This window comes from Sphingomonas sp. (genome assembly GCF_048595155.1).
GTDB lineage: Bacteria > Pseudomonadota > Alphaproteobacteria > Sphingomonadales > Sphingomonadaceae > Sphingomonas_I.
The window spans coordinates 38,651-59,880 of record NZ_JBMDXN010000129.1 but is presented as its reverse complement, the minus strand read 5'-3'; the positions used below and the strand labels follow the sequence as shown (position 1 = coordinate 59,880).

Sequence of the window (21,230 nt, the reverse complement as noted above, 5' to 3'; positions counted from 1 at the left end):
GCTCAACGGCCCTTGCCGGCTTCGGTCGCGTCGGATTGCCGGATCAGGTGCAGCAGGCCGTTCACGATCGCGCTTTCGGCGCATCCCGGCTTCAGCCGCGACGACACGACTTCGAAGGTGTTGAAGCCATAAGCGGCGTCGTTTGGAATATAGCCCGATCCCGCAACGCCGTTGGTCAGCGTCGTCATCATCGTATGCTTGTAGGGCGATTCTCGTTTGAAGCGCTGCGCGATCATCGTGAACAATTCGGCGTCGACTCCACCGATGACGGTATCCCCGATTTTGAGGAGGCTCAGGCGCAGCCCGATCGGATCGGCATCGGCATAGGTGCCGGGATAGCCGGCACGACCCTGATCCAGCCGCTTGCGCCCGGGGCACGTCACAACCTCCTGCCCGCCCGTGATGCTGGCCGCGGCAACCGGCCGCTCCAGGCTGTCGCGCGACACGTGCAGCACCTCTTCGCCCAGCATCTGTCCCATCGATAGGATCATCTGCTTTTGCTGGTTCATCAGCTTGATGACCTGCGGATTATTGCGATCCAGCCCTTCGCCGCCAGGCGGCATGGCATTGCTGATGTCCTGACCGCGCGCGGCATAATCCTTGATGCGGATCGCGCGCAGATCATAGGTCTGCTGGAAGAAGATCGGGTTCTGGTCCCCCGCCGCGCCGTTGGAATAAACCGCGACGACGTCGTCGCCCAGCGCATCCTCGATATAGCGGGACGTGGCCCCCGGAATGTCGCCGCTTACCAGATCCAGCGCACCCGTGATCACGGCATGGACGCCATAATTATAATAGACCGCGATCGGATCGCCTTTCGGCGTCACGAAGCGCAGCACCGCCACCGTCTTGTCCGACGGACCATCATAATTCGGCCCCTCCCACCAGCGATGGGTCTTGGGGTCGATGATGTTGCGGTTGACGTTGATGTAGGAAACGCCGGTTCCGTACGCCATCTGCGCTGGCTGCACCGCGGCGGCCGCCTTGCGCACCGCTTCGAAAATCTGATCGGGATAGGACGCATCCCGCACGAACGGCACGCTATGGGTATGCGTGGCGGTCAGCAGGAGCCGGTCAGTCGGGATCCCCAGCTCGCGCGCTACCCGTGCGCTCACCTGCTGCCAGATCGGCCCGGGGATCGCGCCGGCATCTACCGTCACCATCGCGGCCCGGCTGGTGCCGTTTTCCACCACGATCGCGCGCGCATAGATATGGTCGAGCACGCCCCGGAAATTCTTGGGCAACTGCCCTTCCGCGGGCGTGACATCCACCTTGGCCGCACCGACCTTGAGCGGAGACGGACGGGCAGTGGCGGCGCTCGCAGTTTCGCCTGGTTTAGCTGCGTTCGCCGGGCTCATCGTCAGGCCGCTGGCGCACAATGCGATCGCAAAAAAAGCGCGCGCGCGACGCCGCTCGCCATGATCCCGGCCGATCGCCGAATCGTGCCTTATCATCGTCCATCCCCTCATCATTTTTGCAATCGATTGTCACCGGGATAGCGGGACATGCCGGGCTGCGCAACAATCCTGCGTGCTTTTCGCCCAGGCGATATAAAAGGATTATGCGCAACCGTTCATGCGCAAGCGCGGCCTATTCGGTGTCAAAACCGCCGATTTTCGCCAATTTTTGACAATCGATTGTCAAGATCAGGGGTGTTCGGACCATCTGAAGAGCAAGATTTTGATATCCTCCCCTTGGAAAAACGCGATTATGGAGTTACGCAATCGATTGATAAAACAAATCAGGAGAGGTTCGGTGAGGTTTCATAACAATGCGGCCACGCTCGCGTTGGTCGCCGCTGTCGTCGCGGGCGCAGCGCAGGCCCAGTCGACAACATCCGGCCAGGCCTCCGCCACCGCGCAGGATGCTCCGGCAGAAACCGGATCGGCCGCCGTGCATGACGCGGGTGAGGTGGTGGTGACGGCCCAGAAGAACGGCGTACAGTCGCTCCAGCGTACGCCGCTCGCTATCCAGGCCTTCAGCGGCGAGGATCTGAAAGAGCGCAACGTCAAATCGGTCGACGATCTCGTGTCGCTCGTGCCGGGCGCACTCGAAGGCCAGCGCCAGTCGGTCGCCTCCCGCTCTTATAATCTGCGCGGCGCGGGTGGCAGCAACGCCAATGGCGATTCTCCGATAGGCTATTATCTCGACGACGTTCCCTTCGTCGTGACGAACTTCGGCATCGCCCCGCCGGTGCGCTTCCTCGACATCGAACGGGTCGAGGTGCTGCGCGGGCCGCAGGGCACGCTCTATGGCCAAGGCTCATCGGGCGGCGTGTTCATCTTCCACACGCGCGATCCCAATCTCGACAAGGTCCAGTTCATTGGCGAACTGGAAGGCTCGCAAACCAAGGGCGCCGGCGGCCTCAACTACGGCATCTCCGGCGCGGTCTCGATCCCGATCATCAAGGATATGCTGGCGGTGCGCGTCAGCGGCGGCCATTCCTACAATCCCGGCTGGGCCGACGAATATTTCGGCGCCTATGACGGCACGCCCGATCGCAAGAACGTAAACGTGGTGCGCAACGACGACATCCGCGCGGTCGTGCTGTTCAAGCCCGCCGACAATGTGAAGCTGCGCGCCCAATATTGGCATTTCCGCCCACGCCAGCAGTTCCTGGGCGGCATGGCTTCGGTCGATCCGCCTTATTATGAAAATACGGCGGATCAGCCGAGCTTCGGCAATGGCGATTTCAAGCTGTACAGCTTTACCGCCAATGTCGATTTCAAGAATTTCTCGGTCACCAGCGCGACCAGCCAGCTGAAGGGCAATTTCGGGATCAACATCCCGCTCTCCCCGTCAGGGTTCTTCTCCAGCCAATTCTATCCGAAGATGTTCAGCGAAGAGCTGCGGGTTAATTCCACCAGCAGCGGGCCGCTTCACTGGCTTGTCGGGGCCGCCTATCAGGACGGCAAGGGCCCGCAGGCCAACCAGCTACTCAATCCCACCTTGAACATCAACGCCGATAACAACACCCTCACCAAGAATTGGGCGACCTTTGGCGAGGTCAGCTACGATCTGCTCGACGGCAAGCTCGTGCCGCTCGTCGGCCTTAGATACTTCCACGACAAGCGCACCTTTGCCGACGCCACCACGCGCAACACCAACACCACCAATGTCACGACCTGGCGGGCCAACCTGTCCTATCTGCCGACGGACGAACTGACTGTTTTCATCACCGCCGCGACGGGTTTCCGCGCGGGCATCGTCCAGTCGGCGGTCCAGGCCGATCTGCTCAACCAATCCGGCATTCCGGCGAGCACCCAGCTCAAGCCGGAACGGTCGACCAATTATGAAATAGGGCTGAAATGGCGCACGCCGGACCGCAACCTCACGGTCGGCTTGAACGGCTATATCACCAAGCTGCGCGACCTGCAGACAAGCACGCCGACGATCAACACCAGCGTCAGCGGCTTCTCCAACTTCGGCGACGCCACCACCAAGGGCATCGATTTCGAGCTGCACTGGCGCACGCCGCTGGAAGGCCTGACGCTCAATGCGGTCGGCAACATCAACGACAGCAAGTTCGATCGGGTCGAGCCGGCAGTCCAGGCGGCCTTGCCCTATCTTCGTCCAGGCACGCGCATCGTCAACACGATCCCGCACAATTGGCGGCTGGATGCGGCCTACACCACGGCGATCAGCAGCGATGTCGAAGGCTTCGCCAATGTCGCCTGGAGCCGCTCCGGCGATCGCCTCCAGACCAGCGGCGTGAGCGCACGGCCCTACAGCATCGTCACCTCCACGCTAGGCCTGCGCAAGGGACCGTATGAGCTGGCGCTGGTCATGGACAATCTGACGGACGAGCGCGGTCCGACGATCGTCGGCACGACCGGCCCCTTCTCGGGCGCTGGCCCCACGCCGCGCACGATCGGGCTGCGCTTCCGGGTGAACATGCAGTAACTGCGGGGCCGCGCTCCTGTTGGCAGGCGCGCGGCCTTTCAGGGTGCCAGCCGGCAGCGGCCGCGATACCCTGCCGAGGATGACGAGAATCATGAGAGAGGATAGAGGATGGAATTGGGTCGTCGCGACGTCATGGGGCTTGGCGCTGGCGCGCTGCTGACCGCGTTTTGCTCCAGCGCTTCGCTGGCGCAAAGCACCACGCCAGCCTCGATCCTCGACAATGTCGATCCTGAACTTCGCCCCATCGCGGAAGCGATGCTGAAGGCCAATGGCCCGTCGCGCCCCTGGACCCGCGCCATGTTGAACGACATCCGCTCGCACATGCCGCCACCCGCCGCGCGGCGGACGGATGTCCCCGTCGAACAGCGGCGCGTGCCCGGACGCGCGGGCCAGCCCGAGGTCACGCTTTGGATCGTCAATGCCAGGCCGGGATCGTCCCGGCCTGGCATCCTCCACACTCATGGCGGCGGATTCATCCTCGGCAGCGCGCAGAGCGAGCTCGCCTACCTCCAGGGCATCGCGCACGATCTCGACTGCGTGATCGTCTCGGTCGAATATCGGCTGGCGCCGGAGACGACCTATACGGGCTCGATCGAGGATAATTATGCCGGCCTGAAATGGCTTTATGACAATGCCGGTGCGCTCGGCGTCAATCGCGCGCGGATCGTGGCGATGGGCGAAAGTGCAGGCGGCGGCCATGCCGCCCTGCTGGCACTGGCCGCGCGCGATCGGCGGGAGGTGCCGTTGGCCGCGCAGATCCTGATCTACCCGATGCTCGACGATCGCACCGGCAGCGGCGTGACGCCGCCGCCCTGGATTGGCGCGATCGGCTGGAATGCCGGTGCCAACCGGTTCGGTTGGGGGAGCTTCCTCGGGCTGACGCCCGGCGGCAGCAACGTTCCCGCCGCGGCCGTGCCCGCCCGCCGCCGCGATCTGGCGGGGCTGCCGCCCACCTTCATCGGCGTAGGCGGCATTGATCTCTTCGTCGGCGAAGACATCGCTTATGCCGGGCGGCTCACCGAGGCGAACGTGCCGACCGAGCTGGTTGTCGTGCCGGGCGCCTTCCATGGCTTCGATCGGGCCGGCGCGGATACGCTCGTCGCCCAGCGCTTTAACAAGGCGAAATATAACGCCTTGCGTCGCGCCTTCGGTCAGCCGGTGGTCGTCTAGGTCACTGCTTGAAGGTCGCGAGGTCGATCGCCTCCGCCATCGCCCGCGTGCCGGCGTCGTTCGGGTGGACATGGTCGCCGGAATCATAGTCCGGCCGCAGCCGCGCCGGCCGTTTCGGATCGCGCGTCGCCGCATCGAAATCAACCACCGCGTCGAACGTGCCGCTGCTGCGGATCCAGGTATTGACCGCCTGACGTGTCGCCTCCGACTGCGGGGTATACAGCCACAGCCCCTCCGTTGCGGTGATGGTGGCGCCCATCACCTTGATTCCGTGCAGATGCGCCTTGCTGACCATCGCCGACAAGCCGGCGATGATCGCGTCGGCGTCCGCCTTCTGATCGGCGGGCAACGCCTTCATCTGCGACATGTTGATATCGTTGATCCCTTCCAGCAGGATCATCCACTTCGCGCCCGGCCGGCTCAGCACGTCGCGATCAAACCGCGTGAGCGCGCTGGCGCCGGCGCCGTCGCGCAGCACCCGGTTACCGGAAATGCCCATATTGACCACGCTCCACTGCGGACTGCCGCCGCGCACCCGCAGCCGCTGTGCCAGGATCTCAGGCCAGGGATTGTGGCGGCCGGGGGTCGTGGCGAAACCGTCGGTAATGGAATCGCCAAAGGCGACGATCAGGCTGGTCGGCTGCGTCACCGCCGCTTCCAGGCCTGTCAGCCAGAAATAGCTCCGCACCTCCCGCGCCGCCGGCAGGCTGGGCGCTCCCGTTTGATCCCCCGCGGCGATATAAGCCGGGTTCAGACCCAGCGGGTGCGCCGTCACGCCGCCGCTATTGCCCTTCACATAAAGGGATACGGCCAGCTCCTGATCGGGCCGGACGGACAGGCGAACCGGATCGCTGACGATGATCGCGCCGGGCGGAATATAGGTCACCGGCTTGCCGCCGAAGGTCAGCGCCCGGTCCGACGCCGGATCGATAGCGCTGCCTTGCGTGCGCAGCGCCAGATGGACGGACGACAAGGTAAGCGGCGGCTTGCCGATGGCATTGGAAAGCTGGATGCGCACCATGTCCGCCGCCAGCGTGGGCTGCAGGATCATCCGTACCGTCTGGTCCTGCAGTGTGTCGGGAATGGGCACGACACGTTGCGGGCCGCGCTTGAACTGCTCCATCACCTCGGGCGGCGGCGGCGGGACGTTGAGGACAGGCGGCGGCGTCAGATCCTGCGCAGTTGCCCACACGCTCACCCACGTTTCGGCGGCGGCCCGTGCCTGCAACGCGCCGACAGCGGCGCACAGCAACAGCCCGGTAGCGATCCTGCGCCCCACTTTACCCCTCATCCGACGTTCCTCTTGCTTGTCTTTCCACGAGCATGGCGCAGTGGACAATCGATTGCAATGTTGGACGCGTTCCGGCGACAATGGCACTTCTAGGTCGCTGAAAAGCTTCGCAACTCCTGCAAAATCACCGTCTGCTTGCGCAGATATTGCCTCAGAACACTCCGAGTGTTAAACATGCAATCGATTGTAGCAACTAAAAACAATGCTGCAGCAGGGAGAGATGGATGATGAAGGGGCGACCAAAAGCAGCGGTTCAGGACGCGTGGCGCGCATCGCATGCGCGGCGGCGCAGGCTCCTGCTGGGCGGGTGCGCCTCGGCAACGGCCCTGCTGATGGCCGTCACCGCCAGCCCTGCTTTCGCGCAAGACGCCGCCGCGACCGCGACGCCGGCACCCCAGAATGCCCCTGCATCGGCGATGGACCAGGGCGAAATCATCGTCACCGCGCTCAAAAGCGGTGCCCAACGGCTCGATAAGGTGCCCGTCGCGATCCAGGCTTTCTCCCAGGAAACGCTCAATCAGCGCCGCGTGCGCGATGGTGCGGACCTGATCCAGCTCATCCCGGGCGCGTCCGAAGCGCAGGAAATCGGCGCCGGATATCGCATCTTTTCCTTCCGCGGATCGGGCGCCGGTGGCCCCGTCGGCGACGGCATGGTCGGCTATTATCTGGACGATACCCCGTTCGGCATCCCCAACAACCAGAGCGCACCGCCCGTCCAATATTTCGATATCGACCGGGTCGAGGTGCTGCGCGGGCCCCAGGGCACGCTCTATGGCCAGGGATCGATGGGCGGGACGATCATCTACCACACCAAGAATCCGTCGCTGGATCACTTCACCTATGACGCGGACAGCGAGCTTTCGAACACGCGGGAATCGGGCAAGCTCAACTGGCGCGTCGCGGGTGCGGTTTCCGCTCCGCTGGTGACCGATCACCTCGGTATACGGCTGAGCGGCGGCTATGACTATCGCGCCGGCTATAACGACATCTATGCCGGCGCGCCGACGGGAACGCCGACCAAGAAGGACGCCAACACGGTCCGTGCCAAGGATTTCCAGGCGATCATCCTCTGGAAGCCGGACGACAAGCTGACGATCAAGGCCAAGGCGTGGCTGTTCAGCACCGACCAGAATTACCTGAACGTGATGAATTCACTCGATCCGCCTTATGCCGCCTATCAGGGCGATGTGGTCGGCTATGACCGGCGCCGGGCGCGTTATTTCTCCAACACCATCACCTATGAATTCGGCGGTCTCACCCTGACCAACGCGACGGCCTATCAGCGCGTCCTGCCGGGCGGCTTCCAGGTCGGGCTCAATCTGGGTGCACCGTTGGGCATCGGCACGCTCAACAATGGCGGCGATGCGCGCGGTTTCGTCAACGAATTCCGCCTGGCGACGTCGGGTTCCGGGCCGTTCCACTGGGTCGGCGGCATCTTCTACCAGAATGCCAAAGGCCTCTACACGTTCGACATCAACTTCCCGACGCTGGCCATCACCGGCAGCACCTTGACCAAGACCAAGAATGCGTCGGCCTTCTCCGAGGTCAGCTACGATCTGTTCGGCGGCAAGCTCGTGCCGCTGCTGGGCATTCGCTATTACAAGGATCGGCGCACGTCGGATTCCGTATCCAACGGCACGCTTGTTTCCAGCCGCGCGACGCCGGATGCGGTCACTTGGCGGGCCAATTTGGCTTATTATCCAACCGAGAGCTGGACAGTTTTCTTCAACGCGTCGACCGGATTCCGCAGCGGCATCCTGCAGTCGCAGGCGCAAGCCGATGCGGTGATCGCCGACGGCGTGCCCAGCAGCGTGTCGCTGTCACCGGACAAGCTGCGCAACCTGGAATTCGGCGTTAAGGGATCGCTGTTCGACCGGAAGGTACGGGTCGCGGCCAGCGTCTACGACATCAAATATCGCAACTTCCAAAGCGCGTTCAACACCTCCATCGGCCTGTCCGCCTTCGCCAATCTGGGCGATGCGAAGACGCAGGGGCTCGATCTGGAAATGTCGTGGGACACGCCGCTCCGGGGGCTGAATCTCAACCTCGTCAGCAACATCAACACGTCGAAATTCACCAATGTGATCCCGGCCTTTGCCGGCGCCAACCCGCGCGTCGCCGACGGCGAGCGGCTGCTGAACACCCCGCCTTACAACGTGCGGCTGGATGCCAATTACGAAACGGCCGTGGGGGATTCGTTGCGGCTGTTCGCGAACGTCCATGGCTCGGCAATCGGCAAGGCGCGCAATGCCGATGCCACCGTCAACATCATCCGGCCGTACCAGCTTTACGGCGCCAATGTCGGGCTGAAGTTCGGTCGTTCGGAAGTGCGGCTGTTCGTCGACAACCTGTCCGACGAGCGCGGCCCGACGGCGGCGAATGGGCCGACGCTGCTCGCCGGCCCGCGCCCCCGCACGATCGGGGTCGGCTTCCGCACGCATTTCGACTGACGGCTTAAACGGGCCGGTCCCGCCAATAGGCGAAGGCCGCTTCCTGCAGCCGGCGCACCAGCGCTGCCGCCTCGGGACCGGTCCACGCACCATGATAATCATGGCGCGCGGGCTGGTCGCCGACCCACCAGCCCTGCCCAGGCAGGCCATCGGATTCGCGTACGACCAACACCGCCAGTTCGGGTTCGCCATCGGCCCGCGCCGCGCGATCGATGACGTCGAGCGTCTTGCAGACCGCCCGCATCTTGGGGCGGGTGAAGCGGTGGCCGAGATCGGCGAGCAAACCCGAATAGCTGATCGCCTCGCCCGCTTTCGCGGCGGCGATGAGCAGCGATCGTACCGCCGCCGCATCCGAGATCGCCGCGGGGCCGAACAGCGCCAAGGGTGACGGCGATCCTTCCATGCCAGCAATTGTCGCGGTGCGATGCGCGCACGGCAAGCCCCTCCCCGCGCGCCAGAGACCCCCTATATTGGGGGTCACACCTCTGACGGGAGCCGATCCATGGCCGATTATTTCAAGGACGAAAGCGTCATCGCCCAGCTGACGCCGGAGCAATATCGCGTCACCCAGGAAAGCGCGACCGAGCGGCCCGGCACGGGCGCCCTGCTCAACAACAAAGCGCCGGGCATTTACGTCGACATCGTGTCGGGCGAGCCGCTGTTCGCATCTTCGGATAAATATGAATCCGGATGCGGCTGGCCGAGCTTCACCAAGCCGATCGAACATTCGCATGTCGAGGAGGTGCACGACACCTCTTACGGCATGAACCGGATCGAGGTGCGTTCGAAGCATGGCGACAGCCATCTCGGCCACGTCTTCAACGACGGGCCGATCGACCGCGGTGGCCTGCGTTACTGCATCAACTCGGCATCCTTACGCTTCGTGCCGCGCGAGGAGATGGAGGCACAGGGCTATGGTGCCTATCTCGATCAGGTCGAGGACGTGCGCTAAGGTTCACGCATCCGAAATGAAACGGGTCGGCCCCGTGTCGTGGGGCCGATCCACCAATGCCTAGCGTGCGGCCTGCGTGCCGCTTTGCGCATAAGGGCCGATGAGCGTTCCGACGAAGCCGCCGGCGGTGGCCGTCGACAAGTTGGTCGCATCGACATCATGCGCGACCGGCTGCCATGGCCCGGACGCGGTCGCATAATCGAAGTCATAGCGGCCGCCGCGGGCGTGGACGCGCAGCCGGATCGGGCCAGACGAGATCGTCTTGCTCGCCACCGTCACGCCCGTGATCGGATCGGACCCACCGGCACGGCGCGATACCCGGACGGCGAGCTTGCCGCCTTCGCGGGTCAGGCCGACGGCCAGGAAGAAATTGTCGTTTTGAACGGCAGCCAGGCCTGCTTCCTCTCCGTCGGCAGGCGCGAAGTTGACGGCGGTGGTGACGATCGCTTCCGCATTCTGCTGGCGGCGGGCGACGAAGCTGGGGCTCTTGCCGTCGCCGATCCGTTCGGGCCGCGCCTGCAGCTGGAGCGCGCCGCCGCCGAGCGAATATCCCGCCGGCGAGCGCATCACCATCCAATAAGGCGCGAGCTTGGGCGCGGTGAAATCGTCCCGCGCGACGAAGCTTCCGGTCGTCGGCGGCGCGGCGAAAGCGGGGAGCGCAGGCGCCTTGGCGACCTGGGGAACGGCCGTGCCATGCGGCAGGATCGTCGGCCAGCCATTGGCCCAGCTGACGGGCAGCAGGAAGGTTTCGCGCCCGGTGTTATAGAAGCCGCCCTCATAAGGTCGGGTCGCGAGGAAGACGGCCCACCAATTCCCATCGTCCAGCTGCACCAGATCGGCATGACCCGACGAGGTAACCGGCTGCGGGCGGGCGGGGTCCAGATCCCGCTGCGTCAGGATCGGGTTCACCCCGGCCGGCGCGGGCACATAAGGACCGTCGACGCGATCGGCGCGGAAGATCACCTCGCTATGCCTGTCGCTGGTGCCGCCTTCGGCCGCCATCAGATAATAGACGCCGTCCTTCTTGAAGAGGTGCGGGCCTTCGATCCAGATCGGTTTGGCGGCGGGATCGACGCCTCCATCGACGATCATCTTCGCTTCGCCGGTGGTGCGCAGCGTTTCGGGATCGAAGCGGTGGAGCCAGATGGCGCGGTGGCCGTCATAGCGCGGGGTGCCCTTGGGCACATCGTTATTGACCAGCCAGGCACCGCCATCCGGATCGAAGAAGAGCGACGGATCGATACCGCCGACATCTTTCAGCCATACCGGATCAGACCAGGGTCCCTTGGGATCACGCGCGGTGATGACGAAGTTGCCGCCGCAATCGACGCAGGTGTTGACGATGTAGAAGCGGTCCTTGTGATGCGAAATGGCCGGCGCAAAGACGCCCTTGGACATGCCGAGGCCACCGAAGTTCAACTGACCGGGCCGATCGATCGCATTTCCGATCTGACGCCAATGAACGAGATCGCGGCTATGCCACACGGGGATGCCGGGGACCAACGAGAAGGTGGAATTCACCAGATAAAAATCTGCACCAACTTTGACGATACTAGGGTCGGGATAGAAGCCCGCCAGGATCGGATTGGCATATTGGCCTGCCGCAGGAGCGGCCGTCTTTTCAATACCTTGATATTCGACCCAGTCGAACCGCGCCACGTTGGCTGCGGAGGACATCGATGTCAAATTTCCGAACGCCGCCAATAATGTAAGCGTTTTCAGGAGCTTCAGCGCGGGAGATGCTATCACGGTTCAACGCTTTCATCTGGCGTTTGAGACAAGTTCGGCTAAGGCCATGCAAGGCCGCAGCATAGCGGAGCGTATAGGGAGCGGAAGATGAGGCGGACGGTCAAGGGGATACTGGTCTCGGCAATGGCGCTAACGCTGGCGGGCGCCGGCATTGCGCAAGGTTCCGCGCCGCGCGGACTGGCCCACCCCGATTTATGGCCAGCAGCGAAGAGCCAGGGCCTCGTCGATCCCAAGACCGAAAAGTTCGTGACGTCGCTGATGGCGAAGATGACGCTGGAGGAGAAGGTCGGCCAGATGGTGCAGGCGGATATCGCCAGCATTCGCCCCGCCGATCTGCGCCAATATCCCCTGGGCAGCATCCTGGCCGGCGGCAGCTCGCCCCCGCTCGATAGCCCCGATCGCTCGCCTGCCCCTGCCTGGCTGGCGACGGCGCGCGCCTTCAACGCGGTCGCGAACGAGCCGCGTAAGGGCCATACCACGATCCCGCTGATCTTCGGCATCGACGCCGTCCACGGTAATTCCAACATCGTCGGCGCCACCGTCTTCCCGCACAATATCGGGCTGGGCGCGATGCGCGACCCGGCGCTGATGACCAAGATCGGCCGCGCCACCGCCGTCGAAACCGCCGCCGCCGGCATCGATTGGGCGTTCGGTCCGACGCTGACCGTGCCGCAGGACGAACGCTGGGGCCGTGCCTATGAAGGCTATTCGGAAGATCCCTCCATCGTCGCATCCTATTCCGCGGCGATGGTGATCGGCCTGCAGGGGCAGCCGGGCAAGGGCACGATCCAGCAGGGGTATGTCGCGGCCAGCGCCAAGCATTTCCTGGGCGATGGCGGCACGATCGGCGGCGTCGACCAAGGCGATGCGGACATTCCCGAGCGCGACCTGATCGCGATCCACAATGCCGGCTATCCCCCCGCGATCGATGCGGGCGTGATGAGCGTGATGGCGTCCTTCTCGTCCTGGCAGGGCGTGAAGATGCACGGCAATAAAAGCCTGCTGACCGACGTGCTGAAGGGCCGGATGGGCTTTGACGGGTTCGTCGTCGGCGACTGGAACGCGCATGGCCAGATCCCCGGCTGCACGACCAGGGATTGTCCCGAGACGTTCAACGCCGGCCTGGACATGGCGATGGCACCCGACGGCTGGAAAGAGCTGTTCACCAACACCGTCGCCGAGGTGAAGGCGGGCAAGATCCCGATGGCACGCGTCGATGACGCCGTCCGCCGCATCCTGCGCGTGAAGGTGAAACTGGGCCTGTTCGAAGCCGCCCGGCCTTATGCGGGCAAGTTCGACGTGGTGGGCGCGCCCGAACATCGCGCGATCGCGCGGCAGGCGGTGGCGGAAAGCCTGGTACTGCTGAAAAATAACGGTGTCCTGCCGATCAAGGCCAGCGCCAACATCCTGGTCGCGGGTGCGGATGCCGACGATATCGGCCAGCAATCGGGCGGCTGGACCTTGTCCTGGCAGGGCGACGGCAACACCAATGCCGATTTCCCGGGCGGCACATCCATCTATGCCGGCATCGCCGCGGCGATGAAGGCGGCAGGCGGCATCGCGACGCTGAGTGCCGACGGCAGCTACACGACCAAGCCGGACCTGGCCGTGGTCGTGTTCGGCGAACAGCCTTATGCCGAGATGCGCGGCGACATCCGCACGCTGGAATTCGAGGCGGGCGACAAGGTCGCGCTGGCGATGCTGAAGAAGTTCAAGGCCGCCGGCATCCCGGTTGTGTCCGTTTTCCTGTCCGGTCGACCGCTCTGGGTAAATCCCGAACTGAACGCGTCCGACGCGTTCGTGGCGGCGTGGCTGCCCGGCACCGAGGGGGCGGGCGTTGCCGACGTGCTGGTGGGCGATGCGGCGGGCAAGCCGCGCAAGGATTTCCGCGGCACGCTGTCGTTCAGCTGGCCTAAGACGGCGGCGCAATTCACGCTCAACAAAAGCGAGGCCAATTACGATCCGCTGTTCGCCCTTGGCTATGGCCTGACCTATGCGCGCGGCGGTAGCGTCGGGGCGTTGAGCGAAGTGTCCGGTGTCGATCCCAGCCTGGGCAATAGCAGCCTGTTCTTCGCCAAGGGACGCGTACCCGCACCCTTCTCCTTCGCCACCGACAGCCGTGTCGAGCGCAAGCCGGTCGATAGCGCGACGCTGCAGGAAGGTGCGGTGCAGCTTAACTGGCCGGCAGGGCAGGATGCCACGATCCGCATCGGCGGCAATTCGATGAACCTGACGCGGGAGGTGAATGCCGACGTCCAGCTGCAGATCACCTATCGCGTCGACAAGGCCCCGGCGGCGCCGGTCAAGCTTTCGGTCGGAACCGGCACGGTCGATGCGAGCCAGCTGTTCGCGGCGGGCGCGGGCTGGCGGACGGTGAAGATCCCGCTTGCCTGCTTCAAGGCGCATGGCGACGATATGACCGCGGTGACCACCGCCTTCGCGCTGAACACGACCGGACCGTTCACCCTGTCGCTGTCCGATCTGCGGCTGGCCGCCGATCCGGCGGGTTCGGTCTGCCCGAAGTAAAGTCTGTGTGAGGACGGCTGGTGCAGGCGACTATCGCCTGAGCCAGCCGATCCCGACACCAACCGCGAGCGCCGCCACCAGGAAGGCGCCCACCGCCGCAACCCAGGACAAGGTAAAATAATAGGTGCCGAGGCCGGCTGCGGCGGCGACGAAGCTGCCGAGCCATTCCACGAGTGAGTCGATCCGCTTGTTGCGAGTGCGGACCGGGGTGGGTGCAGCCCCTCGGAAGACATCGTCCTGATCGACCTGCCCGAAACGCTGTCCATTCTCGACGCGCCTTTGGCCACGGGAAGGATCCAAGTCGGCAGTCGGCCAGATATCGACATCGCCGGTCCCGCTCAGCAACCAGATACGATCTTTGAGCGGGGCGTTGCGGATTTCCTGCACAAGCTCCTCCAGCCGCGGCCCCGGAGCGCCTCCTCGATCCAGCGCATCCAGCTCCGCCAGCGTCGCCGCGAAAAAAGGCTCGGCGTCGGCGACATCGATCATTCCGGACGTTCGCACGAGGAGGAAGGGGCGGAATTGCTGCTCGATCAATGCCGTGAAACCGTCATAGATCGATGCGTTTTCGGGGCCAATCGCCGACAGGATCGTCGCGCGCCGCTGGCGGAGGCGGTCCAGCGCGGCGCCCTGGTCGGTGACCAGATAGGGATAGGTCTGATCGGCGCCGACATCGTCCAGCAGCGCGTCGCGTTCTTCGCTGCCAATATCCTCATCATCGATCGCGCGCGCGCGGCGCAAATCGCTGCTGGAGAACAAACACCACCATAAGAGAGGCGGTGCATTGTTCGCCTCCAGTTCCTGCCGCGCGTCTTTCCAGAATGCCTCCCACTCGCGGTCGGCGCCGTTGGGCATGCGCGACAGGGCCGATGCGTCGAGGAAAACGGGATGGGACATGGAGCTCCCTTTGCGTGTCCATACCCGCAGCGAGACCACGGGCCGGCGGCGAAACGCCGGAGCCCTGGTTAGTATCCGATACGGAACTAAACGGTACGGGTCAGGCCGCGTAGATGGCGTCCAGGATCCGCGCGGACTCGATCAGCCGGGCGCTTTCCGGATCGAAGCGCGACCCTGCGGCAAGCTGCACCGCCCAATTGGCGGCAGCGCGCCCGCCCCACGCATCCGGCGGGCCGACCAGCAGTTCGCGCTGCGTTCCGCGATGGCGCTCTGCCGTGAAGTCGTAGAAGGAGCCGTTGACGTTCCGCAGCGCCGCCGCGCCGTTGGTGCCGTAGAAGATGGCGCCGATCTCGGCCTCTTGCCCGGCATGCAAATTCCAGGAGCAGGCCAGCCGCACCGACGCGCCGGAGGCACCCGATGCAAGTTGGAAGCTGGCGGTGGCATAGTCTTCCACCGCGCCTTCGGGCAGCGGCCTGGCGTGCTGAAGCAGCGTCGCCTGGACCGGACCGGCGAGCGCGGGGAAGTCCATCGCCCACAAAGCCAGATCGACGAGATGCACACCGAGATCGATCACGCAGCCGCCGCCGGATGCGGCGCGATCGAAGAACCAATCCTTGCCGGGCCCGTACGCATTGTGGAACGTCAGATCGATGGCGAAGATCTCGCCGAGTTCGCCCGAGCGGATAAGTTCGACGATGCGCTGCATGCCGGCCGTGAAACGATAGGAAAGATCGACGCCAAGCAGACGATCGGCGCGGCGCGCGGCATCGACCACCGCCGCCACCTCGCCTGCGTTGCGGCCGAGCGGCTTCTGGCAGAAGACCGCGACGCCCGCAGCCAGCGCCTGGATTGATTGTTCGGCATGGAGCGCGCTGGGTGTCGCGATGACCACCCCGTCCGGGCGCAATGCGAGTAGCGCTTCCAGCGAAGGGACGATCCGCGCGGCAGGCGCCCGCGCGATCGCCTCGCGCGTCATTTCCTCCGAAGGATCGCTGATCGCGATCACCTCGATCGCGTCGGTATCGATCATCGCCTCCATGCGATTGCGGCCGATCCAGCCGACGCCGAGGAATCCGACCTTGGACTTAGGCATAGGTCACCAGCGCTTTCACGAAGCCTTCGGGCTTGTCGCGGGTCGCATCCAGCGCCTCCCCCAGCCGATCGAGCGGGAAGCGATGCGAATAGAGTGGACGCGGATCGAGCCGGCCGGACGCGACCGCCTCCACCGCCGCGCGGACGCCCGCGCGCTGCACCTCCGGATCGCGCTCATGGGCGTTGATCACGTCGATCCCCTTCCAGTTCCACATCTGCATATTAACCTGACGCGGCCCGTCCTGATGATAGCCCGCGACGATCAGCTTGCCGCCGAAGCCGACGAGCTCGCCCGCCAGATCGAGCGGCCATTGCTTGCCGACGGCCTCGATCACGCGCTCACACATCCGATCCCCCGTGAGCCGCTTCACCGCATCGATGATCGCCCAATGATCGTCCATCGCGATCGTCTCGGCAGCGCCATAGGATCGCGCGAGATCGAGCGAGAAAGGCCGGCGCGAAATGGCGATGACGCGAGCGCCGGCATCGGTCGCGAGCTTCGTCAGCACGGCACCGAGAAAGCCGATCCCAACGATCGCCACCGTCTGGCCCGGGCGGACATCGCTGCGCTGAAAGATGTTGAAGGCGCAGCCGAGCGGCTCGCCCGGGAAGGGCTCATCCGCCAGCGCCGCCGGCAGTTTCACGACTGCCTCCGCCGGCGCAACGTCATATTCGGCGAAGCTGCGATGGGCGAGGGTCGCGACCCGATCGCCGACCCGTAGCCCTTCCACGCCTGCGCCGATCGCATCGATCACACCCCATCCTTCATGGCCGAGCCCGCCTGGTTCACCCGGATAGGTCATCCATTCCTGGCCGGCCCAGGGCTCGAGATTAGAGGCGCAGACCCCACAGCCTTGCAGCCGGATCCGCACCTCACCCGCGGCAGGCTCCGGCCGCGCCACCTGCGCAATCCGCATCTCTCCCGGGCCGGCCAGTATCGCCGCTTCCATTGACGCCGTCATACATTGTCCTTCCAAGGCAACTATTTGGATTGATGAGGATTTCTTGCCAGATGGAATCCGCCGAGCCCGATGGCGCCAACACCGCCGGCATGAATGCGACGCTGGCCGCCAACATCGCGCGGCTGCGCGAGCGGGCCGAGCTGGAGGAGCGACGCGCACCGCTCAGCACCCGCTTGGCGGATCGCATCACCCGCTTCACCGGATCGATGCTGTTCGTGCTGATCCACCTGGTCGGCTATGCTCTCTGGCTGACGATCAACCTGGGGTTGGTGCCGGGCGCGCCGCGCTTCGACCCCAGCTTCGTCATCCTGGCGATGGAAGCGTCGGTCGAAGCGATCTTCCTGTCGACTTTCGTCCTGATCAGCCAGAATCGCATGGCCGCCCTTTCGGATCGACGGGCCAAGCTGGATCTGCATATCAACCTTCTTGCCGAGCATGAATTGACCAAGCTTGCCGACCTTGTGGTGCGCATCGCCGAACGCATAGGCGTGACCGAGACCGATCCCGCGTTTCACGAGATCAGGCAGGACGTCGCGCCGGAACGCGTGCTCGATGCTCTCGAGGAAACGGAGCGGCCATCAGGCCGCTGACGCGGCAGCATCGGCGACGAACGCCTCCAGCGCCTGATGCGCCTGATCGTCCGTCATCTGCTGGGGCGGGTGCTTGCAGAAATAGGCCGAGGCGGCATCGATCGGGCCAGACAGGCCCCGGTCGAGCGCCAGCTTGGCGCAGCGCACCATGTCGATCGCGACGCCGGCTGAATTGGGGCTGTCTTCCACCGACAGGCGCAGTTCGAGGTTCATCGGCACGCCGCCGAACAATTGCCCTTCCATGCGCAGGAAGCAGACCTTGTTGTCATTCTGCCAGGCGACGTAATCGGACGGACCGACATGGATATTCTCATCCTCCAGCCGCCGCTCCGCGACGGACTGGACGGCTTCGGTCTTGCTGATCTTCTTGGACTTCAGCCGCGTGCGGTTCGACATGTTGAGGAAATCGGTATTTCCGCCGGTGTTGAGCTGGTAAGTCCGATCCAGCTTCACGCCACGCTTGCGGAACAGATCGGTCAGCACGCGGTGGACGATGGTGGCGCCCATCTGCGCCTTGATGTCGTCGCCGACGATCGGAACACCGGCGGTACGGAAGCGATCGGCCCAGGCCTCGTCCGAGGCAATGAAGACGGGGATATTGTTGACGAAGGCGACACCGGCTTCCAGCGCGCATTCGGCATAGAATTCGGTCGCCGCCTGGCTGCCGACCGGCAGATAATTCATCATCACGTCAACCCGGGCTTCGCGCAACGCCGCCACCACCTCATCGCGGGTCGGTTCCGGCGCGTCCGCAAGCAAAAAGGTGCGATCGTCGTCGGGATAGTCCAGCATATGTTCGGCGACGCCATCCTTGACGACGCCCATGCGGACCTTCGCGCCGATCTTCTTCACGTCGGGGCAGAAGATGGCGGTGGAATTGGGCTTGGCGAAGATCGCGTCGGCGATGTCGCGGCCGACCTTGCGGCGATCGACATCCCATGCCGCTACGAAGCGGATGTCCGACGGCCGGTAGCCACCGATCGTCTCGTGCATCAGCCCGGTCAGGTCGTTCGCGCCTTCGCGATAATGGCTGACGCCCTGGACAAGCGAGCTGGTGCAATTGCCGACGCCGATCAGGGCGACGTTGATGGTTTCGGATGTACGCGCGAGCATCAGGCTGCACTCCTTTCGGCGGCGAGCCGTTCGTCTCGATCGAAGTTGAGAAGGCCAAGTTCGGGCCCGGTGGGCGACGTCCCGGGCCCGGCCGCGGGGCTCGTGATGGCCGGCCGTACGCCGCTTGCCGGGGCATAACGATCGATCATCCAGGCGCAGAAATCGGCGAAGGCCTGCGGGTCTCGCGCCGGGCTGGTATGGTGCGGCTCGACGCCGAGATGCTGGGGCGTGAAGCAGAAGGTGACGGTCACGTCGAAATCGGCGAGCGCCTCCATCTGGCGATCGAACGAGTCGACCGCGCCGGGGCGGAAACTGTCCGCCCAGGACAGGCCGGTGCGCAACCGCTTCGTGCCGAGCCGCTTCATCCACGCCACCGCCTCATCCAGGCGCGGATCGTGGAAGTGGAACCACTGCATCAGGCCGATCTCGGCGGCATGCTGCGCATAGGTATCGAGCGCGGGCTTGGGCGTACCATCCTCGCGGATCAGGCCGAGATAGAAATGCCGGTAATAAGAGGAGCCTTCCGCCTCGCGATGGCGGGTTTCGGCGCCCCAACTGACCGGCAGATCGAAGAGCGAATACCAGAAGATGCGGGGCACGACGCCGGACAGCAAGGCGGCGGTCCGCTCCAGCCCGAATTGCTGTACCTCCTCGGCGCCGAAGGAACTGACGCCCACCTCGGTGACCCAGACCGGCTTGTCGGTGACCGCCTGGATTTCGGCGACCTTGGCGGGCCAGGCGCTGAGCGGCCATAAATTCCAGTCGAGCGGGAAGCCATGGACGGCGACGGCATCGACCGCGTCGAGCGCGCCATGGCCTTCCATCCGCCTGAGCCAGTGGGGATCGATCGGCGACATGCCGCCGAGCACGCGCGTGACCGCGGGGTTGATGCTGTGGATCGCAGTGCCGGCGCGGATCACATGATCGGCGAACTGCGCCCATTCGGGATCGATATTGGGATCCCAATGCGACTTGTTGTTGGGCTCGTTCCAGATCATCGCCGCTTCGATCATGCCGCGGGTCCTTTCGCAGGATAGGCCGCCATCGGCTGATCGCTCCAGGTGGCAAAGGGAATTTCGGCGGTGCGGCAGAGATAGACTTCGTCGATCGGCCCGCCTTCGATCGCGAAGCCGGACGCGCGCAGCATCGCTTCCGCGCAGGCGCGGTTGGGGGCCCACCAGTTCGTCCAATCATGCGCGAACTGCTTTTCGATGAAGTGCATCTTGGGATAGCGCGGGTCGTCGAAATAGGCAGGCGGATCCAGCGTCCCTTCGACATAGAAGGGGTGATCCTCCGGCACCTCCATCACCTCTTTCGCGCCCTGCTGCAGCGACTGGAACAACAGCATGTCTTTTGCGACATGTTCGCGGATCAGGTCGAGCGCCAGGAGCGGGTGGCGCAGATGGTAGAGCACGCCCATGAAGATCACGAGATCGAACCGCTCGCCCAGCGCACCGACATCGTAGACCGACAATTTGCGGAACTCGATGCCATCGAAACCAAGCGCACGGGAGGCGAGCCGCGCTTGATCGAGATAGCGTTCGTCACTGTCGATGCCGACAACCCGTTCGGCGCCCCGCCGCTTCATCTCGATGGAATAGAAGCCGGCATTGCAGCCGATATCGAGCACCGTCTTGCCGCTCAGATCGGCCGGCAGGAGCGTGGCAAAGCGTTCGAACTTGAAATTCGGATAATCGCCCAGGAAATGATCGGGCGCGGTGTGCACCCCGCCGAGATCGATATTGTGAAACCAGGGTGCGAGCGCCTCGATCTCGCTACGCAGCGCCTCCCGATCGGCGGTCAACGCGGGATCGCGCTCGCTCATGACAAGCGCTCGTTGAGGGCCACGACGCGACCGCCGCCCTGATAGAGCGACAGTGTGGTGAGCGAGCCCGGATCGCAATCGAACGACAGGATCCGATCCGCGTCCAGCCCGAGATACTGCGAAACGACGCCGCGGATGACGTCGCAGTGGCTGACGCACAGCACCGGCCCCTCCTCTTCCAGATGTTCGAGATGATCGACCGCACGGCGGGTGGCGGCAGCCATCGTGTCGCCGGCCGGGGTGACGGCGCGCCCGCGCGCGCCGTTCCAGCATTGCCAATCGCTCCGCCGATCCAGTGCGGCGAAGGGTTGGCCTGCCCACGCGCCGAAGTCGATCTCGTCCCAAGCGGCGCTGGTCTGAACGGGCAAACCGTGGGCCGTAGCGATCGGCGCGGCCGTCTCCTGCGCGCGGCGGCGCGGGCTGGCGAAGATGGCGGCGAGCGGCACATCCGCCAAGCGGCCCGCCAGCCAGCGCGCCTGCGCCCGGCCGGCCTCGTTCAGCGCGATGTCGGAACGCCCGCTCAACACATGCCCCACCTCATCGTGGCTGCCGTGCCGGGCCAGAAACACCAAGCCCATCACGCAGCAAAGGAACGAGTGGAGAGCATCAACATAGAAGCTTGCAACCACACAGGGCCGCGTCTGTTCCACATCCTGACGTAAAAATGCAAGAATCTGATTGCGCGGCGGAACAAAGATGAAGAAGAAGCA

At 64.5% G+C, this 21,230-nt stretch carries 17 protein-coding genes; 6 read left to right on the top strand and 11 right to left on the bottom strand.

What is annotated here, in order from left to right; all coding sequences use genetic code 11:
• Positions 1–2: 2 nt before the first annotated feature.
• A complete protein-coding gene (locus ACOJSI_RS20145; RefSeq protein ID WP_420140108.1) occupies positions 3–1,454 on the bottom strand; it encodes a neutral/alkaline non-lysosomal ceramidase N-terminal domain-containing protein in 1,452 nt (483 codons plus the stop codon).
• Positions 1,455–1,755: 301 nt separating this feature from the next.
• On the opposite strand from ACOJSI_RS20145, the gene ACOJSI_RS20140 reads away from it, so the two are divergent.
• Both ACOJSI_RS20140 and ACOJSI_RS20135 read left to right on the top strand, forming a co-directional pair.
• Positions 1,756–3,903 (top strand): TonB-dependent receptor, encoded by a 2,148-nt coding sequence (locus tag ACOJSI_RS20140; protein WP_420140107.1) that lies wholly within the window; start codon positions 1,756–1,758, stop codon positions 3,901–3,903.
• Positions 3,904–4,011: 108 nt separating this feature from the next.
• The gene (locus tag ACOJSI_RS20135) at positions 4,012–5,073 is read left to right on the top strand and encodes an alpha/beta hydrolase (protein ID WP_420140106.1); all 1,062 of its coding nucleotides are present in this window, start codon (positions 4,012–4,014) and stop codon (positions 5,071–5,073) included.
• 1 nt (position 5,074) lies between these two features.
• On the opposite strand, the gene ACOJSI_RS20130 is transcribed toward ACOJSI_RS20135, so the two are convergent.
• Complete coding sequence (locus tag ACOJSI_RS20130) at positions 5,075–6,364, bottom strand: SGNH/GDSL hydrolase family protein (RefSeq protein WP_420140105.1); 1,290 nt, start codon at positions 6,362–6,364, stop codon at positions 5,075–5,077.
• Positions 6,365–6,696: 332 nt separating this feature from the next.
• On the opposite strand from ACOJSI_RS20130, the gene ACOJSI_RS20125 reads away from it, so the two are divergent.
• The gene (locus tag ACOJSI_RS20125; protein WP_420140104.1) at positions 6,697–8,814 is read left to right on the top strand and encodes a TonB-dependent receptor; all 2,118 of its coding nucleotides are present in this window, start codon (positions 6,697–6,699) and stop codon (positions 8,812–8,814) included.
• A gap of 4 nt (positions 8,815–8,818) precedes the next feature.
• Here ACOJSI_RS20125 and ACOJSI_RS20120 read toward each other — a convergent pair whose 3' ends face one another.
• Complete coding sequence (locus ACOJSI_RS20120; RefSeq protein ID WP_420140103.1) at positions 8,819–9,217, bottom strand: ribose-phosphate pyrophosphokinase; 399 nt, start codon at positions 9,215–9,217, stop codon at positions 8,819–8,821.
• A gap of 99 nt (positions 9,218–9,316) precedes the next feature.
• Between ACOJSI_RS20120 and msrB the strand changes: the two genes are divergently transcribed.
• Positions 9,317–9,766, top strand: a complete 450-nt coding sequence (msrB, locus tag ACOJSI_RS20115; protein WP_420140102.1) for a peptide-methionine (R)-S-oxide reductase MsrB — start codon at positions 9,317–9,319, stop codon at positions 9,764–9,766.
• A 60-nt stretch (positions 9,767–9,826) separates the two neighbouring features.
• On the opposite strand, the gene ACOJSI_RS20110 is transcribed toward msrB, so the two are convergent.
• Positions 9,827–11,443: a glycoside hydrolase family 43 protein gene (locus ACOJSI_RS20110; protein WP_420140101.1), complete on the bottom strand. Its 1,617-nt coding sequence runs from the start codon at positions 11,441–11,443 to the stop codon at positions 9,827–9,829.
• A 159-nt stretch (positions 11,444–11,602) separates the two neighbouring features.
• Between ACOJSI_RS20110 and ACOJSI_RS20105 the strand changes: the two genes are divergently transcribed.
• Positions 11,603–14,041, top strand: a complete 2,439-nt coding sequence (locus ACOJSI_RS20105) for a glycoside hydrolase family 3 N-terminal domain-containing protein (RefSeq protein WP_420140100.1) — start codon at positions 11,603–11,605, stop codon at positions 14,039–14,041.
• A gap of 30 nt (positions 14,042–14,071) precedes the next feature.
• Here ACOJSI_RS20105 and ACOJSI_RS20100 read toward each other — a convergent pair whose 3' ends face one another.
• The 3 genes from ACOJSI_RS20100 to ACOJSI_RS20090 form a co-directional block, all read right to left on the bottom strand.
• The gene (locus ACOJSI_RS20100) at positions 14,072–14,938 is read right to left on the bottom strand and encodes a hypothetical protein (RefSeq protein WP_420140099.1); all 867 of its coding nucleotides are present in this window, start codon (positions 14,936–14,938) and stop codon (positions 14,072–14,074) included.
• 100 nt (positions 14,939–15,038) lie between these two features.
• Positions 15,039–16,031 (bottom strand): Gfo/Idh/MocA family protein, encoded by a 993-nt coding sequence (locus ACOJSI_RS20095; protein ID WP_420140098.1) that lies wholly within the window; start codon positions 16,029–16,031, stop codon positions 15,039–15,041.
• The gene (locus ACOJSI_RS20090) at positions 16,024–16,992 is read right to left on the bottom strand and encodes an MDR/zinc-dependent alcohol dehydrogenase-like family protein (protein WP_420140097.1); all 969 of its coding nucleotides are present in this window, start codon (positions 16,990–16,992) and stop codon (positions 16,024–16,026) included. Before ACOJSI_RS20090 ends, ACOJSI_RS20095 begins: the two co-directional genes overlap by 8 nt.
• Positions 16,993–17,042: 50 nt before the next feature.
• On the opposite strand from ACOJSI_RS20090, the gene ACOJSI_RS20085 reads away from it, so the two are divergent.
• The gene (locus ACOJSI_RS20085) at positions 17,043–17,582 is read left to right on the top strand and encodes a DUF1003 domain-containing protein (protein ID WP_420140096.1); all 540 of its coding nucleotides are present in this window, start codon (positions 17,043–17,045) and stop codon (positions 17,580–17,582) included.
• On the opposite strand, the gene ACOJSI_RS20080 is transcribed toward ACOJSI_RS20085, so the two are convergent.
• From ACOJSI_RS20080 to ACOJSI_RS20065, 4 genes are read right to left on the bottom strand one after another with little or no spacing between them, the layout of a single operon-like run.
• Positions 17,571–18,695, bottom strand: a complete 1,125-nt coding sequence (locus ACOJSI_RS20080; RefSeq protein ID WP_420140095.1) for an inositol-3-phosphate synthase — start codon at positions 18,693–18,695, stop codon at positions 17,571–17,573. The two genes, ACOJSI_RS20085 and ACOJSI_RS20080, sit on opposite strands and share 12 nt — an antisense overlap.
• The gene (locus tag ACOJSI_RS20075; RefSeq protein WP_420140094.1) at positions 18,695–19,708 is read right to left on the bottom strand and encodes a glycosyl hydrolase; all 1,014 of its coding nucleotides are present in this window, start codon (positions 19,706–19,708) and stop codon (positions 18,695–18,697) included. Before ACOJSI_RS20075 ends, ACOJSI_RS20080 begins: the two co-directional genes overlap by 1 nt.
• Complete coding sequence (locus tag ACOJSI_RS20070; RefSeq protein WP_420140093.1) at positions 19,705–20,520, bottom strand: TIGR04290 family methyltransferase; 816 nt, start codon at positions 20,518–20,520, stop codon at positions 19,705–19,707. Before ACOJSI_RS20070 ends, ACOJSI_RS20075 begins: the two co-directional genes overlap by 4 nt.
• Positions 20,517–21,098: a histidine phosphatase family protein gene (locus ACOJSI_RS20065; protein ID WP_420140092.1), complete on the bottom strand. Its 582-nt coding sequence runs from the start codon at positions 21,096–21,098 to the stop codon at positions 20,517–20,519. The genes ACOJSI_RS20070 and ACOJSI_RS20065 overlap by 4 nt, the downstream gene beginning before the upstream one ends.
• Positions 21,099–21,230: the final 132 nt, after the last annotated feature.

What these genes read in the sequence shown, in the direction of transcription:
- ACOJSI_RS20125 (WP_420140104.1), top strand. Translation starts at nt 6,697, where the DNA reads ATGGCCGTCACCGCCAGCCCTGCTTTCGCGCAAGACGCCGCCGCGACC.
- msrB (WP_420140102.1), top strand. Translation starts at nt 9,317, where the DNA reads ATGGCCGATTATTTCAAGGACGAAAGCGTCATCGCCCAGCTGACGCCG.
- ACOJSI_RS20105 (WP_420140100.1), top strand. Translation starts at nt 11,603, where the DNA reads ATGAGGCGGACGGTCAAGGGGATACTGGTCTCGGCAATGGCGCTAACG.
- ACOJSI_RS20090 (WP_420140097.1), bottom strand. Translation starts at nt 16,992, where the DNA reads ATGACGGCGTCAATGGAAGCGGCGATACTGGCCGGCCCGGGAGAGATG.
- ACOJSI_RS20110 (WP_420140101.1), bottom strand. Translation starts at nt 11,443, where the DNA reads ATGTCCTCCGCAGCCAACGTGGCGCGGTTCGACTGGGTCGAATATCAA.
- ACOJSI_RS20100 (WP_420140099.1), bottom strand. Translation starts at nt 14,938, where the DNA reads ATGTCCCATCCCGTTTTCCTCGACGCATCGGCCCTGTCGCGCATGCCC.
- ACOJSI_RS20130 (WP_420140105.1), bottom strand. Translation starts at nt 6,364, where the DNA reads ATGAGGGGTAAAGTGGGGCGCAGGATCGCTACCGGGCTGTTGCTGTGC.
- ACOJSI_RS20065 (WP_420140092.1), bottom strand. Translation starts at nt 21,098, where the DNA reads ATGGGCTTGGTGTTTCTGGCCCGGCACGGCAGCCACGATGAGGTGGGG.
- ACOJSI_RS20095 (WP_420140098.1), bottom strand. Translation starts at nt 16,031, where the DNA reads ATGCCTAAGTCCAAGGTCGGATTCCTCGGCGTCGGCTGGATCGGCCGC.
- ACOJSI_RS20080 (WP_420140095.1), bottom strand. Translation starts at nt 18,695, where the DNA reads ATGCTCGCGCGTACATCCGAAACCATCAACGTCGCCCTGATCGGCGTC.
- ACOJSI_RS20075 (WP_420140094.1), bottom strand. Translation starts at nt 19,708, where the DNA reads ATGATCGAAGCGGCGATGATCTGGAACGAGCCCAACAACAAGTCGCAT.
- ACOJSI_RS20085 (WP_420140096.1), top strand. Translation starts at nt 17,043, where the DNA reads ATGGAATCCGCCGAGCCCGATGGCGCCAACACCGCCGGCATGAATGCG.
- ACOJSI_RS20145 (WP_420140108.1), bottom strand. Translation starts at nt 1,454, where the DNA reads ATGATAAGGCACGATTCGGCGATCGGCCGGGATCATGGCGAGCGGCGT.
- ACOJSI_RS20070 (WP_420140093.1), bottom strand. Translation starts at nt 20,520, where the DNA reads ATGAGCGAGCGCGATCCCGCGTTGACCGCCGATCGGGAGGCGCTGCGT.
- ACOJSI_RS20120 (WP_420140103.1), bottom strand. Translation starts at nt 9,217, where the DNA reads ATGGAAGGATCGCCGTCACCCTTGGCGCTGTTCGGCCCCGCGGCGATC.
- ACOJSI_RS20135 (WP_420140106.1), top strand. Translation starts at nt 4,012, where the DNA reads ATGGAATTGGGTCGTCGCGACGTCATGGGGCTTGGCGCTGGCGCGCTG.